The sequence below is a fragment of the Pseudomonas sp. HMWF021 genome (assembly GCF_003061005.1).
In the GTDB taxonomy this organism is placed as follows: Bacteria; Pseudomonadota; Gammaproteobacteria; order Pseudomonadales; family Pseudomonadaceae; genus Aquipseudomonas.
This window is the reverse complement of record NZ_QAIK01000164.1, coordinates 1,278-16,547: the sequence shown is the minus strand read 5'-3', so window position 1 is coordinate 16,547 and position 15,270 is coordinate 1,278. Positions and strand designations below refer to the sequence as shown.

Annotated in this window: 9 protein-coding genes; 5 read left to right on the top strand and 4 right to left on the bottom strand. The window is 60.7% G+C overall.

Going from position 1 to position 15,270, the window contains the following annotated elements:
- Position 1: 1 nt before the first annotated feature.
- From waaF to DBR18_RS29785, 3 genes are all read right to left on the bottom strand, one after another.
- The gene (gene waaF, locus DBR18_RS23400) at positions 2–1,036 is read right to left on the bottom strand and encodes a lipopolysaccharide heptosyltransferase II (protein ID WP_108592099.1); all 1,035 of its coding nucleotides are present in this window, start codon (positions 1,034–1,036) and stop codon (positions 2–4) included.
- Between the two features lie 305 nt (positions 1,037–1,341).
- Positions 1,342–4,281 carry a bifunctional [glutamate--ammonia ligase]-adenylyl-L-tyrosine phosphorylase/[glutamate--ammonia-ligase] adenylyltransferase gene (gene glnE, locus DBR18_RS23395; RefSeq protein ID WP_108592098.1) on the bottom strand — a complete coding sequence of 980 codons (2,940 nt, stop codon included), beginning with the start codon at positions 4,279–4,281 and terminating at the stop codon, positions 1,342–1,344.
- Positions 4,278–4,403, bottom strand: a complete 126-nt coding sequence (locus tag DBR18_RS29785; protein ID WP_256198919.1) for a hypothetical protein — start codon at positions 4,401–4,403, stop codon at positions 4,278–4,280. Before DBR18_RS29785 ends, glnE begins: the two co-directional genes overlap by 4 nt.
- Positions 4,404–4,665: 262 nt before the next feature.
- On the opposite strand from DBR18_RS29785, the gene aceE reads away from it, so the two are divergent.
- The 5 genes from aceE (at position 4,666) to msrA (ending at position 14,764) form a co-directional block, all read left to right on the top strand.
- Positions 4,666–7,311: a pyruvate dehydrogenase (acetyl-transferring), homodimeric type gene (aceE, locus tag DBR18_RS23390; protein WP_003220999.1), complete on the top strand. Its 2,646-nt coding sequence runs from the start codon at positions 4,666–4,668 to the stop codon at positions 7,309–7,311.
- Between the two features lie 11 nt (positions 7,312–7,322).
- Positions 7,323–9,287 (top strand): dihydrolipoyllysine-residue acetyltransferase, encoded by a 1,965-nt coding sequence (gene aceF / locus DBR18_RS23385; protein WP_108592097.1) that lies wholly within the window; start codon positions 7,323–7,325, stop codon positions 9,285–9,287.
- Between the two features lie 278 nt (positions 9,288–9,565).
- The gene (locus DBR18_RS23380) at positions 9,566–10,963 is read left to right on the top strand and encodes an alkaline phosphatase D family protein (protein WP_108592096.1); all 1,398 of its coding nucleotides are present in this window, start codon (positions 9,566–9,568) and stop codon (positions 10,961–10,963) included.
- 253 nt (positions 10,964–11,216) lie between these two features.
- On the top strand, positions 11,217–13,913 hold the full coding sequence (locus DBR18_RS23375) for a bifunctional diguanylate cyclase/phosphodiesterase (RefSeq protein ID WP_108592095.1): 2,697 nt from the start codon (positions 11,217–11,219) through the stop codon (positions 13,911–13,913).
- A gap of 185 nt (positions 13,914–14,098) precedes the next feature.
- Entirely contained in the window at positions 14,099–14,764 is a 666-nt protein-coding gene (gene msrA, locus DBR18_RS23370) for a peptide-methionine (S)-S-oxide reductase MsrA (RefSeq protein WP_108592094.1), read from the top strand.
- A gap of 120 nt (positions 14,765–14,884) precedes the next feature.
- On the opposite strand, the gene rlmJ is transcribed toward msrA, so the two are convergent.
- Positions 14,885–15,270: 23S rRNA (adenine(2030)-N(6))-methyltransferase RlmJ (rlmJ, locus tag DBR18_RS29780; protein WP_256588863.1), on the bottom strand; the 386-nt coding region annotated here is incomplete at its 5' end.

Sequence of the window (15,270 nt, the reverse complement as noted above, 5' to 3'; positions counted from 1 at the left end):
CTTAATGAACCTCGACCACAGTGCCCTGCAATTTCTGCAAGGCATCGTTGACCGCATCCGGCATCAGCTGGCGCAGGCAATTGTAATGGCCGAATCGGCAGGTACGGTCGAAACAGGGGCTGCAATCGAGGCCCAGACGGACGACTTCGACATGCTCGGCCAGCGGCGGGGTGAAGCCCGGCGACGTCGAGCCGTAGACCGCCACCAGTGGACGGTTCAGCGCCGCCGCGACGTGCATCAGGCCGGAGTCGTTGGACACCACCGAGTCGGCACAGGACATCAGGTCGATGGCCTCGGCCAGCGAGGTGCTGCCGCTGAGGTTGACCGACTCTTCACGCAGACCGGGAATCAGCCGTGCGCGGATATCTTCACCCACCGCGTGATCGTTTTTCGAGCCGAACAGCCACACCTGCCAGCCTTCGCGAATCCGCGCTTCGGCGACCTTGGCGTAATGCTCGGACGGCCAGCGTTTGGACTCGCCGAACTCGGCGCCGGGGCACAGGGCCAACACCGGACGGTCGAGGGTCAAGCCGAATTTGGCCAGCGCCGCTTCGCGGGTCACCGGGTCGATTTGCAGGCTCGGACGCGGATACGGTTTCGGCAACTCGGCGTTCGGCTCGTAAGCCAGGGCCATGAAGCGCTCGATCATCAGCGGATAACGTTCTTTATCCAGCGTGCGCACGTCATTGAGCAGGCCGTAGCGGAATTCACCGCGCCAGCCGGTGCGTTGCTTGATGCCGGCGAAAAACGGCACCAGTGCCGATTTCAGCGAGTTGGGCAGCAGGATCGCCTGATCGTACTGGCCGGCCAGGGACTTGCCGATCCGCCGACGCGTCGCCAGCTCCAGCGCGCCGTGGCCGAGCGGAAAGCTCAAGGCCTTGCGCACTTCGGGCATGCGTTCAAGGATCGGCCGGCTCCACTCGGGGGCCAGCACGTCGATTTCGCATTGCGGGTGGCGCTGCTTCAGACACTGAAACAGTGTCTGCGCCATCACCATGTCACCGACCCAACTGGGCCCAACGATCAGAATATTCATGTGGTTTCCATAAACGAACCGGGGAGGCATTTACGCCTCCCCGCCTCGAGAATCACTGAGGGAGCGGCGCTGCTTGCGATGGGTCATTACCTTCAACATGACTGTCGACTGTCACTCCGCTATCGCGAGCAGGCTCGCTCCCACATTGTTTGTTCGTGTCTCAATCTGCAAATCACCACAAGTCCCTGTGGGAGCGTGGCTTGCCCGCGATGAGGCCATCACATCTGAAAGTGACGGTGGCTGACACTCCGCCATCGCGGGCAAGCCCGCTCCCACAAGGTATTCGGTGCTTCAAATATCCGCTTTCAGCTTAGCCCCAGGTCTTTCCAGATCCGCAATACCTGCCGGCGCTCCTCGACAAACTGGTCGCCTGCAATCACCCCGGCGTCCTTCTGCAACGCCTGCCGGTGGGCAGCGGAGCGGTAGGCTTTATAGGCCTCGCGCAACAGGCTGGCGTCTTCGGCGGGCATCAGCCCTTCGTGTTCCAGCTCTTCCAGAATGCGGATGTTATCGGTCCAGCGCAGCAGTGGCGGGTGGCTGTGCGACCACGCCAGGGCCGCGTATTGCACCATAAATTCAATATCGACGATACCTCCGGCGTCCTGCTTGAGGTCGAACGGCGCCGTGGCCTCGAAGGCATTTGCCGCCGTACCGGCCGCGGTGCCCTTGCTGCCGAGGTTGTCGCGCATCTTGGCGCGCATCTCGCTGACTTCCTGTTGCAGCTTTGCCAGATCCCGTGCCTTGCCCAAAACCTGCGCCCGGACTTTCTCGAAGGCCTGACCGACATCCTGACTGCCCACCAGCACCCGCGCCCGTACCAGCGCCTGATGTTCCCAGGTCCAGGCTTCATTTTCCTGATAGCGCTCAAACGCCCCGAGCGAACTGACCAACAGCCCCGACGCACCGGACGGCCGCAGGCGCATGTCCACTTCATACAGCTGGCCGGAGTTGGTCTGCGCCGTCAGCAAGTGAATGATCCGCTGCCCCAGCCGGGTGAAGAACTGCGCGCCATCAATTGGCTTCGGCCCGTCGGTTTCCGCCTGCGGATCGCCGTCATGGATGAACACCAGATCCAGATCCGAACCATGCCCCAGTTCCAGCCCGCCGACTTTGCCATAACCGACAATGATGAAGCCGGGATCGCACAAGCTGCCATCAGTGCGCAGCGGCGTGCCGTACTTGGCCACCGTCTGACGCCAGGCCAGCGCCAGCACTTGCTCGAGAATCGCTTCGGCGAGCCAGGTCAGGTAATCACTGACTTTCATCAGCGGCAGGCTACCGGCGATTTCCGAGGCAGCGACGCGCAAACGGTGCGCCAGTTTGAAATGCCGCAGCGCTTCCATCTGTTGTTCGAGGTCGTCTTCGGGGATCCGCGTCAGGCGCTCGCGCAGCTCGGCGGCCAGTTCCGGCGCCAACGGTGGCTTGAACAGCCGGCCTTCGTTAAGCAACTCGTCGAGCAGCAACGGGAAACGGGTGATCTGCTCGGCGATCCACGGACTGGCCGCGCACAGCGTCAGCAAACGCCGCAGGGCGCCGGGGTTTTCCGTCAGCAACACCAGATAAGCCGAACGCCGGGCAACCGCTTCGACCAGCGGCAGTACCCGCTCCAGCACCAGATCCGGGTTGTCATGCTCTACCGCCTGAGCCAGCAGACGCGGAATAAACGCATCGAGACGCTCGCGACCCAGCCGCTGCATGGCGCGCAATTGCGGGCTGCCGCGCAAACCGGCAAGTGCTTTCAGCGCTTTGCTCGCGTCCTTGAAGCCGCCCTCTTCCAACTGCCGGCAAGCAGCCTCTTCGTCCTGCTCTTCTTCCCAGAGCGGCAACCACTCACCGCCGACCACCACTTCACAGTCGGCGCCCTCCTCTTCATCGGGATCGGCAATTACCTGCGCAAAGTGCCAGGCCACCCGACCGCGCCAGAACATCAGTTTTTCGTGGAAGGCATGCCAATCGGCGAAACCGAGCATGAACGCGATACGCGCCTGATCCTGAGCGCCGTCCGGCAACATCTGGGTCTGGCGGTCGGCGATCGCCTGGATCGCGTGTTCGGTGTAACGCAGGAATTCGTAACCTTCGCGCAGCTCGCTGATCACCGCCGGCGGCAGATAGCCCTGTCCTTCCAGCGTGCCCAGCACCTTTAATAGAGGACGCTGTTGCAGGCTCAGGTCGCGCCCGCCGTGAATCAACTGGAAGGCCTGGGCAATGAACTCGACTTCGCGAATCCCACCGGAGCCGAGCTTGATGTTGTCGGCCATGCCCTTGCGCCGCACTTCCTGCTGGATCAACTGCTTCATGGTGCGCAGCGCTTCGATCGCCGAGAAGTCCAGATAACGCCGGTAGACGAACGGGCGCAGCATGTCGAGCAACTGCGCGCCGGCGGTTTGATCACCGGCCACCACCCGCGCCTTGATCATCGCGTAGCGTTCCCAGTCGCGACCCTGATCCTGGTAATACTGCTCGAGCGCATTGAAGCTCAGCACCAGCGCGCCGGACGAACCGTACGGGCGCAGGCGCATATCGACGCGGAATACAAAGCCGTCGACGGTCATCGGGTCGAGGGCCTTGATCAGGCGCTGGCCAAGACGAATGAAGAACTCCTGATTATCCAGCGCGCGCTTCACGCCGACGGTTTCGCCGCCCTCGGGGTAGGCGAAGATCAGGTCGATGTCCGACGACAGATTCAACTCGACCGCACCAAGCTTGCCCATGCCGAGGATGACCATCTGCTGCGGCAAGCCGCTGCGCCGGCCGGTCGGCGTGCCGAACTGCTGGCAATGGCGGCTGTACAGCCATTGGTAGGCCTGGTCGATGGTGGCGTCGGCCATGTCGGAAAGGTCGCGGCAGGTCTGCACCAGATCGGCCTGGCGGTTCAGATCACGCCAGATGATCCGTACCTGATGACGAGCGCGCTGACGACGCAGAGCCCGACCGAGTTCGTCTTCGCTCTGCGCGGCAGCCACGGCGGCGGCAATCTGCGCGCACAGCTCACCTGGCGCGAACGGCCGGTCGAGTTCGCCGGACTGCACCAGCGACAACAACATCAAAGGGTCACGAACGCTCTGTTCAATGACGAAATCGCTGGCGGCACTGACCCGGGCGAATTGCGCCCAGCGTTCCGGCGTCCAGCTGGAGAAGCCGTGATCGTCTTCCAGCGCGGCGACGGCCGTACGGAACGACTGCTCGGATCGAGTGACCAACGGCAGGAGAATGGCGGGCAGTTCGGCAAGCGCGGGCAGGGTCATGGTCTATCCTTGATCGGCGTGTAAATGGCCGCTTGTAGTGTTTGATGAAAACCCGCTACGCGAAGGACTGTCGAACAAAAGTTAGAAATAGCTGAAATTTCTTCTTCTTTGGCATCCAGCATCAAAGTTTCACCTTTTACGGATGGTAATCGACCAACCTTAACGATTATTCTCACAACGCAGTCGGAGGCCACAAGCCTTTCCTCTGTAGTTTTACTACTCGTCTATACATCCGAAAGGCTGAAATGCTCAAAGATTTGTAGTAAAACTACACGCCGCCGGAACAACCTGTCGGCAATCCAAGAATTTTAAATCGTCTGCCCACAAGGCCAGTCGCAAACTCAGGCAACCGATTCTGGAAGCCTTTCCGCCCTGGAGCAAGCCATGCAAGACCTCGATCCCGTCGAAACCCAGGAATGGCTGGACGCCCTGGAATCGGTTCTCGACAAAGAAGGCGAAGACCGTGCTCACTATCTGATGACCCGTATGGGTGAACTGGCGACCCGCAGCGGTTCGCAGCTCCCTTACGCCATCACCACGCCTTACCGCAACACCATCCCGGTAACCCACGAAGCACGCATGCCTGGCGACCTGTTCATGGAACGCCGCATTCGCTCGCTGGTGCGCTGGAACGCGATGGCCATGGTAATGCGTACGAACCTGAAAGATTCTGACCTGGGTGGTCACATCTCCAGCTTCGCTTCCAGCGCGACCCTGTATGACATCGGCTTCAACTACTTCTTCCAGGCCCCGACCGACGAACACGGCGGCGACCTGATCTACTTCCAGGGCCACACCTCGCCAGGCGTTTACGCCCGTGCATTCATGGAAGGCCGTATCACCGAAGACCAGATGAACAACTTCCGCCAGGAAGTCGACGGTCAGGGCCTGTCGTCCTATCCGCACCCTTGGCTGATGCCCGACTTCTGGCAGTTCCCGACCGTATCCATGGGTCTGGGTCCGATCCAGGCGATCTACCAGGCACGCTTCATGAAGTACCTGGAACACCGCGGTTTCATTCAGCCGGGCAAACAGAAAGTCTGGTGCTTCCTGGGCGACGGCGAGTGCGACGAGCCGGAATCCCTGGGCGCGATCTCCCTGGCCGGCCGCGAGAAGCTGGACAACCTGATCTTCGTCATCAACTGCAACCTGCAGCGCCTCGACGGCCCGGTTCGCGGCAACGGCAAGATCATCCAGGAACTCGAAGGCGTGTTCCGCGGTGCACAGTGGAACGTGACCAAAGTCATCTGGGGCCGTTTCTGGGACCCACTGCTGGCCAAAGACGTCGACGGCATCCTGCAACGTCGCATGGACGAAGTCATCGACGGCGAGTACCAGAACTACAAAGCCAAAGACGGTGCGTTCGTTCGCGAGCACTTCTTCAACACGCCTGAACTCAAGGCGATGGTTGCCGACCTGTCCGACGACGAGATCTGGAAACTCAACCGTGGCGGCCACGACCCGTACAAGGTCTATGCGGCGTACCACGAAGCGGTCAACCACAAAGAACAACCGACCGTCATCCTGGCCAAGACCATCAAGGGTTATGGCACCGGTGCCGGCGAAGCGAAAAACACCGCGCACAACACCAAGAAAGTCGATGTCGACAGCCTGAAGTTGTTCCGCGACCGCTTCGACATCCCGGTCAAGGACGAAGAGCTGGAGAACCTGCCGTTCTTCAAGCCAGAGCCAAACAGCGCCGAAGCCCGCTACCTGAGCGAGCGTCGTGCAGCCCTGGGCGGTTTCGTGCCGCAGCGCCGCGCGCAGAGCTTCAGCGTACCGACCCCGGACCTGGACACTCTCAAAGCCATCCTCGATGGTTCGGGCGACCGTGAAATTTCCACCACCATGGCGTTCGTGCGGATCCTCGCGCAACTGGTCAAGGACAAGGAAATCGGTCCGCGCATCGTGCCGATCATCCCGGACGAAGCCCGTACCTTCGGCATGGAAGGCATGTTCCGTCAGCTGGGCATCTACTCCTCCGTCGGCCAGCTCTACGAGCCAGTCGATAAAGACCAGGTGATGTTCTACAAGGAAGACCAGAAAGGTCAGATCCTTGAAGAAGGCATCAACGAAGCAGGCGCCATGAGCTCGTTCATCGCCGCCGGTACTTCGTACTCCAGCCACAACCAGCCGATGCTGCCGTTCTACATCTTCTACTCGATGTTCGGCTTCCAGCGTATCGGTGACCTGGCCTGGGCCGCTGGCGACAGCCGTACCCGTGGCTTCCTGATCGGCGGCACCGCCGGCCGTACCACCCTGAACGGCGAAGGCCTGCAGCACGAAGACGGTCACAGCCACCTGCTGGCCGCGACCATCCCGAACTGCCGCACCTACGATCCGACCTACGGCTACGAGCTGGCGGTGATCATTCAGGACGGCATGAAGAAGATGACCGAAGAGCAACAGGACATCTTCTACTACATCACCGTGATGAACGAGTCGTACCAGCAGCCAGCCATGCCGGCCGGTGCCGAAGAAGGCATCAAGAAAGGCATGTACCTGCTCGAAGAAGATACCCGCGATGCGGCGCATCACGTACAGCTGATGGGCTCCGGCACCATCCTGCGTGAAGTGCGTGAAGCGGCGAAGATCCTGCGTGAAGAGTTCAACATCGGCGCTGATGTATGGAGCGTCACCAGTTTCAACGAACTGCGTCGCGACGGCCTGGCCGTAGAGCGCAGCAACCGTCTCAAGCCTGGCCAGAAGCCCAAGCAGAGCTACGTTGAAGAGTGCCTGAGCGGCCGTAAAGGTCCGGTCATTGCCTCTACCGACTACATGAAGCTGTTCGCCGAGCAGATCCGTCAGTGGGTACCGTCCAAGGAATTCAAAGTCCTGGGCACCGACGGTTTCGGCCGCAGCGACAGCCGCAAGAAACTGCGTCATTTCTTCGAAGTCGACCGTCATTTCGTGGTGTTGGCAGCCCTGGAAGCACTGGCTGACCGTGGTGATATCGAACCTAAAGTCGTGGCCGAGGCCATCGTCAAGTTCGGCATCGACCCGGAAAAACGCAACCCACTGGACTGCTGAGGAGACATTTTGTGAGCGAACTCATTCGCGTACCTGACATCGGCAGCGGTGAAGGTGAAGTAATTGAACTGTTTGTGAAGGTCGGCGACCGTATCGAAGCCGACCAGAGCATCCTGACCCTGGAATCGGACAAGGCCAGCATGGAAGTGCCGGCCCCGAAAGCCGGCGTCATCAAGAGCCTGAAAGTGAAGCTGGGCGACCGCCTGAAAGAAGGCGACGAACTGCTCGAGCTGGAAGTCGAGGGCGCCGCGCAAGCGGCTCCTGCGCCTGCCGCTGCACCGGCGGCAAAAGCTGAAGCCAAACCGGCTGCTGCGCCTGCTGCCGCTGCACCTGCGCCAGCCGCCGCCCCTGCTGCCGCTTCGGTGCAGCAAGTGCACGTGCCGGACATTGGTTCCTCGGGCAAGGCCCAGATCATCGAGATCCAGGTCAAGGTCGGCGACACCGTCGAGGCTGATCAATCTTTGATCACCCTGGAGTCCGACAAGGCGAGCATGGAAATCCCGTCGCCTGCCGCTGGCGTGGTCAAGGCCATCAGCGTCAAGCTCAACGACGAAGTCGGCACCGGCGACCTGATTCTGGATCTGGAAGTGGCGGGTGCTGCGGCCCCTGCTGCGGCCGCTCCGGCTCAGGCTGCTGCACCAGCCGCTGCTGCTGCGCCGGCGACCGCCGCCGCTCCGGCTGCTCCAGTGGCTGACAGCGTTCAGGACATCCATGTTCCGGACATCGGTTCGGCCGGCAAGGCCAAGATCATCGAAGTGCTGGTCAAGGCTGGCGACAGCGTTGAAGCCGACCAGTCGCTGATCACCCTCGAATCCGACAAGGCCAGCATGGAAATTCCATCGCCTGCCGCTGGCGTGGTGGAAAGCATTTCCATCAAGCTGGACGACGAAGTGGGCACCGGCGACCTGATCCTCAAGCTGAAAGTCAAAGGCGCGGCCCCTGCTGCGGCCCCGGCTCCAGCCGCTGCTGCTGCACCAAGCGCTCCGGCACCTGCCGCTGCTGCTCCGGCTGCCGCTGCACCTGCTGCCGCCCCGGCTGCTGCACCGGCCAAGCCTGGCGCGAAAGTTCATGCCGGCCCTGCCGTGCGTCAACTGGCCCGTGAGTTCGGCGTCGAGCTGAGCGCTGTTGGCGCCAGCGGTCCGCACGGTCGCATCCTCAAGGAAGACGTGCAGGTTTACGTCAAGGCGATGATGCAGAAGGCCAAGGAAGCGCCGGCTGCTGGTGGCGCAACCGGTGGCGCGGGCATCCCGCCGATTCCGGTCGTGGACTTCAGCCGCTTCGGCGAAATCGAAGAAGTGCCGATGACCCGCCTGATGCAGGTCGGCGCTGCCAACCTGCACCGCAGCTGGCTGAACGTGCCGCACGTGACGCAATTCGACTCGGCGGACATCACCGAGCTGGAAGCCTTCCGTGTTGCGCAGAAAGCCGTCGCAGAGAAGGCCGGCGTCAAGCTGACCATCCTGCCGCTGCTGCTCAAGACCTGCGCACACCTGCTCAAGGAGCTGCCGGACTTCAACAGTTCGCTGGCGCCAAGCGGCAAGGCGATCATTCGCAAGAAGTACGTCAACATCGGTTTCGCGGTCGACACCCCGGATGGCCTGCTGGTCCCGGTGATCAAGAACGTCGACCAGAAGAGCCTGCTGCAACTGGCTGCAGAAGCGGCTTCGCTGGCTGAAAAGGCCCGCACCAAGAAGCTGTCTTCGGACGAGATGCAAGGCGCCTGCTTCACCATTTCCAGCCTCGGCCACATTGGCGGCACCGGCTTCACGCCGATCGTCAACGCGCCGGAAGTGGCGATCCTCGGTGTTTCCAAGGCAACCATCCAGCCAGTCTGGGACGGCAAAGCCTTCCAGCCGAAACTGATGCTGCCTCTGTCGCTGTCCTACGATCACCGTGTGATCAACGGCGCTGCTGCCGCACGCTTCACCCAGCGTCTGGGCAGCCTGTTGGGCGACATCCGCACCATCCTGCTGTAAAGCAATCGGCCCTCCGGCAACGGAGGGCCGATCGCGTTCCACGTTTTCGAGCGCCACACGCTCGTACCTCAACCCCGTCAGTTTGACGGGGCTTTTTTTTGCCCGCAGAAACGTTGCAGCGCTTTTATTCCTACAAGCCCGGTCTACTTAAGCCACATGCCCAGTCCACTTTGCGCCGATATTTTTCTCTGATCGCCAACTAACCTTGGCAACGCAAGTTAAACAACTTCTTTTTCAGCACGCACTAGTGCGCAACTATCAATCGAATGGATTCGAACATGTTCAAACCGATTGTCGGCCCCGTTATTGGCCACGCCACAACTAACCACACACGCATATTTATTCGCGGCGGCTCATCCAACAACAATACGGTATTTGCCGGACTACGTTATCGCAAGCTGGACAGCAAACCCTGGTCAAAAGGCAGCCTTGCGCAATTGCATGAATCGCGGGATCTATGTCATGTATTTTCTCTGAACGATCTGGACAGCGATTGCGAATACGAATACCAGACCGGCTGGTTCAGCCCGATGAGCCCGGTGCACAACCTCCAGAGCATTGCCGAGTTGCCCCTGCAATGGCCGCGCGAGACTTACCGCTTCCGTACTCGCAGCGCAGATCCGGCCAAGGCCCGCGCCTATATTCTCGGCTCCTGTCGTTACCTGCGCATGACCGCAGGCGCGGCAGTCCTGCCGCATCTGGGCGACCGCATATTTGCCTCGATCAATCAGATGATCGAGGGCGCCGAGCCGGCCATCAGCGCAACACTGATGACCGGCGACCAGATTTACGTCGACGACCTCAACCTGATTGCTCCCGACCGCGAATACAAGGACATTCTCAACAAGTACCGCACGGCTTTCTCGCAACCGAATATACAAAGACTGATGTCCGGCACTTCGACTTACATGATGCTTGATGACCATGAAATTGAAGATAACTGGCCTGCCAATGCCAGCAACTCCGATCACGAATTATTTCGCAATGCGATGGCCGCTTATGAGCTGTATCAAGCCAGCCATAGTCCGGCACAAAAGTTGAACATCAACAATGAGGTCGAACATACGAAACTTGCGCACTATTGGTATCAATTCAGCGACGGCGATATTGAATGGTTTGTGACGGACAGCCGTACACAACGCAGTTTGTCGCTGGATGATCCTCGTATTCTGGATATCGAGCAGGAACAAGCATTGATCGAATGGCTGTGTAACAGCGAGGCGAGGGTCAAGTTCGTGGTGACCAGCGTCATGTTCTACCCCGATCGCAAGCTTAACGGCACTGACGCCTGGCAGGCATTTCCCGCGCAGCGCTTGCGCCTGCTGGAAACCATCCGCACGCGCAAGATCAGCAACGTCGTGTTTGTCTCGGGCGATGTGCATGGCTCGCTGACCTCGCGCCTGACCCACAGCGAAGATCCGGACTTCGAAATCCACACCATCGTGGCCTCACCGTTTTACAACAGCAAGCTGCTGCCCTACGCCAAGGCGTCGATGTTCGTCCTCGATCAGCCGCTGGTGCGCACGGTAGCAGGCGATTATCAACATGAGTTGACCAGCACGGTGGTCAGTGAGGACAACTTCGCCCATGTGGTGGTCGAGACTGATCAGATTTTGATCAATTACCATGATCGTGATGGCAAGAAGCTGCAGTCGATCAGCATTGAATTGCGTTAAATTCTGAAAAGATCGCAGCCTGCGGCAGCTCCTACAGGACATCGTATTCCCTGCAGGAGCTGCCGAAGGCTGCGATCTTTTGCTCTTTTCAACCAGACACTGGAGAAATGCCTCACGCGGCCGACACATTCTTATAGCACTTGGCCTTCATCTCTCTTGTCAGTCAGTGCCGCAATGATGCAACCTTGCCGCAGGCAACAGTAAAGAGGGCGAGAGCCCGGCGCGTTCAGCATATTTCCAAGCGAGTTCCTTCATGAAGAGCCAACCCGATGCCGCCAGCCGTTTGGCGGCCGAGGTAGTGACGCAGTTGCCTGTGCCCTCGCGGCTCGGCATGCTGCGTTTCGAGCGCTTGAATGAAGCCAGTTGGGCGATGCTGTTTCTCGATCCCAACTGCGAGCGCCAGTTCGGTCAGCCAGCCGTCGAATTGTGTGCCCTGGTCGGCTCGCCCTACGCCAGCCTGATGGAGCCCGAAGCGCGCTATCAGCTGCACGACACCATTCAGCAGCAACTCGGCGCCAGCCCGCATTATCTGGTGCGCTACACCCTGCACACCGCCGCCGGCGCGCTGAGCATCCTCGAACTCGGTGAAGCCTACAAACAGCACAATCGTCACCTGTTGCGCGGTTATCTGCTGGCGGTGGACAACGTGTTCGACGAAGCGCCCGCGCTGCCGTCCGTCGACCTCGAAACCCAGAACTCGCGCCTGCAGATCGCCCTGGAACTGAACCAGCGCGCCCAGCAGGAACAACTGCAGCATCTGGAGCGGGTGCGCGCCCAGCAGGATCTGATTCTGCTGCTGGCCCGCCAGCGCTACAGCAGCCACAACTCGCTGCAGGAAGCCGCCGAACTGATCACCCGCTGCGCCTGCGATATCTATGAGATCGACTGCGCCAGTTTGTGGAACCTCGAAGGCAACCTGCTGGTGCCGATTTCCGCGTACCACCGCGCGACCCAGGAATACCTCCTGCCGGAGGTGATCGACATCAGCGGCTTCCCCGATTACATGGAAGCCCTGCACGGCAGCCGCGCCATCGACGCACACAACGCGATGCGCGACCCGCGCACCCGCGAGATGGCCGAAGCCCTGCGCCCGCGCGACGTCAACGCCATGCTAGACGCCAGCATCCGCGTCGACGGCCAGGTGGTCGGTGTGCTCTGTCTGGAGCAGACCGGCGTCACCCGCGCCTGGCAGTCCGATGAAATCGCCTTTGCCGGTGAGCTGGCCGACCAGTTCGCCCAGGTCATCAACAACCACAACCGCCGCACCGCCACCAGCGCCCTGCACCTGTTCCAGCGCGCGGTCGAGCAAAGTGCCAACGCCTTTCTGCTGGTCAATTGCGACGGCGTGGTGGAGTACGTCAACCCGAGCTTCACCGCGATCACCCAATATTCCACCGAGGAAGTCCACGGCCAGCGCCTGTCCGAGCTGCCGGCCCTGGAGAACCTCAGCGAGCTGTTGTTCGACGCGCCCTCGGCGCTGGCCAAGAGCAACAGCTGGCAGGGCGAATTCAAGAGCCGTCGGAAAAACCTCGAACCGTACTGGGGCCAGTTGTCGATTTCCAAGGTGTACGGCGACAACCGCGAGCTGACGCACTACATCGGCATTTACGAAGACATCACCCAGACCAAACTGGCGCAGCAGCGCATCGAGCGTCTGGCCTACACCGACAACCTGACCAACCTCGGCAACCGCCCGGCGTTTATCCGCAATCTGGACGAACGCTTCGCCCGCGATACCGACACACCGATCAGCCTGCTGCTGGTGGACATCGACAATTTCAAGCGGATCAACGACAGCCTCGGTCACCAGACCGGCGACAAACTGCTGATCAGCCTGGCCCGGCGTCTGCGCAACAGCCTGAGCCCGAGCGGCAGCCTCGCGCGGTTCGCCAGTAACGAATTCGCCGTGCTGCTCGATGACACCGATCTGGAAGCCGGGCAACAGATTGCCAGCCAGTTGCTGATGACCCTCGACAAGCCGATGTTTGTCGACAACCAGTTGATCAGCGTCACCGGCTCCGTGGGCCTTGCCTGTGCGCCGTTGCACGGTCGCGATCCGCAAACCCTGATGCGCAACGCCGGCCTGGCCCTGCACAAGGCCAAGGCCAACGGCAAGCATCAGGTGCAAGTGTTCACCGAAGCGCTGAACGCCGAGGCCAGCTACAAGCTGTTCGTCGAAAACAACCTGCGCCGCGCCCTGACCCAGAACGAGCTGGACGTGTTCTATCAGCCCAAGCTGTGCCTGCGCAGCGGTCGCCTGCTGGGCATGGAAGCGCTGCTGCGCTGGAACCACCCGGAGCGCGGGATGATCCGCCCGGACCAGTTCATCAGCGTCGCCGAAGAAACCGGCCTGATCATCCCGATCGGCAAGTGGATCGCACGTCAGGCCTGCCGCATGAGCAAGGCACTGACCGCTGCGGGCATGGGCAATCTGCAAGTGGCGATCAACCTGTCGCCCAAGCAGTTTTCCGACCCGGATCTGGTCGCGTCCATCGCCAACATCCTCAAGGAAGAAGCGCTGCCGGCCAATCTGCTGGAGCTGGAACTGACCGAAGGCCTGCTGCTGGAAGCCACCGAAGACACGCACCTGCAGCTCGACCAGCTCAAGCGTCTGGGCCTGACCCTGGCCATGGACGACTTCGGCACCGGGTATTCGTCGCTCAGCTACCTGAAGAAATTCCCGATCGACATCATCAAGATCGATCGCAGCTTCATCCACGAAATCCCCGACAACCAGGACGACATGGAAATCACCTCCGCGGTGATCGCCATGGCCCACAACCTGAAGCTGAAGGTCGTGGCCGAAGGCATCGAGACCGCCGAGCAACTGGCGTTCCTGCGGCGTCACCGTTGCGACGTCGGCCAGGGCTACCTGTTCGACCGGCCGATCCCCGGCGCCGAGCTGATCCAGGCGCTCAAGCGCTACCCGCGCGGCCCGCTCTGCCTCTAGCCCTCGCCGCCCTTTTTATGTAGGAGCTGCCGCAGGCTGCGATCTTTTGATCCTGTTTTTTTAAAGACAAGATCAAAAGATCGCAGCCTGCGGCAGCTCCTACATTGAATGGTGCGAAATCCGGCATCATTGGGCACACTGGCGGTCTGACTTTTTACATCCCATCCTGACTGAGAGGAACGATCATGGTTCTGCGCTCGGAAATTCTGGTGAACAAAAACGTGCTACCGACCAAAGATCAAGCTCTGCCCGGCCGCGAAACCGCGATGACCCTGCCTGAAAAGCACTTCGTCTTCGAAGAAACCCCACTGCTCGGCCCGTTCTTTCAGGACGTCGACTTTGCGATTTTCGGTCTGGGTTGCTTCTGGGGCGCTGAACGCCGCTTCTGGCAGCGCGAAGGCGTGGTCAGCACGGTCGTAGGTTATGCCGGCGGCTATACGCCGAACCCGACTTACGAAGAAGTCTGCTCGGGCCTGACCGGCCACGCCGAAGTGGTGCTGGTGGTGTATGACAAGGCCAAGGTCAGCTACGAAGAGCTGCTGGCGATGTTCTGGGAACTGCACAACCCGACGCAGGGCATGCGTCAGGGCAACGACATCGGCACCCAGTACCGTTCGGTGATCTACGCCACTTCGCCAGAGCAACTGGACGCGGCGCTGAAGAGCAAAGCGGTGTATCAGGCCGAGCTGTCGAAGGCGGGCCTGGGCGACATCAGCACCGAGATCGAGCAGGCGCCGACCGTGTACTTCGCCGAGGCGTATCACCAGCAATACCTGGCGAAGAACCCTGAAGGTTATTGCGGGATTGGCGGCACTGGCGTATGCATGCCAGCGAGCCTGGCGGGTAATTGATTAAAATCTGAAAGCAAAAGATCGCAGCCTGCGGCAGCTCCTACAAAGTTCAGTGTCGCCCACACATGCGCGGACCTGTAGGAGCTGCCGCAGGCTGCGATCTTTTGACCTTGCCGTTGATCAGCTCTCGGCAATCAACCAATCCATCTGCCATCCACCCTGAGTCTGCCCAAGCTTCTTCGACAACCACGGCAGCAGCTCACGCAATTCTTCCTCCAGCCCCCACGGCGGATTGGCAATCGCCAGCCCGGAGCCGTTCAGGCTGTTCGGCGTATCCAGCGGATGCACCAGCAGTTCCACGCGCAGCAATTTCGGCGCGCCGGTACCGGCCAGATCCTGATAGAACCGGCGCAACGCACGCTGATCCTTCACCGGGTACCAGATCGCCGCCACGGTCTGACGCATCCGGCCAATCGCTTCTTTCAGCGACGCCGCACACTTTTGCATCTCATCAAGCTGCTCGAACGGCGGATCAATCAGCATCACCGCGCGCTTCTCCTGCACCG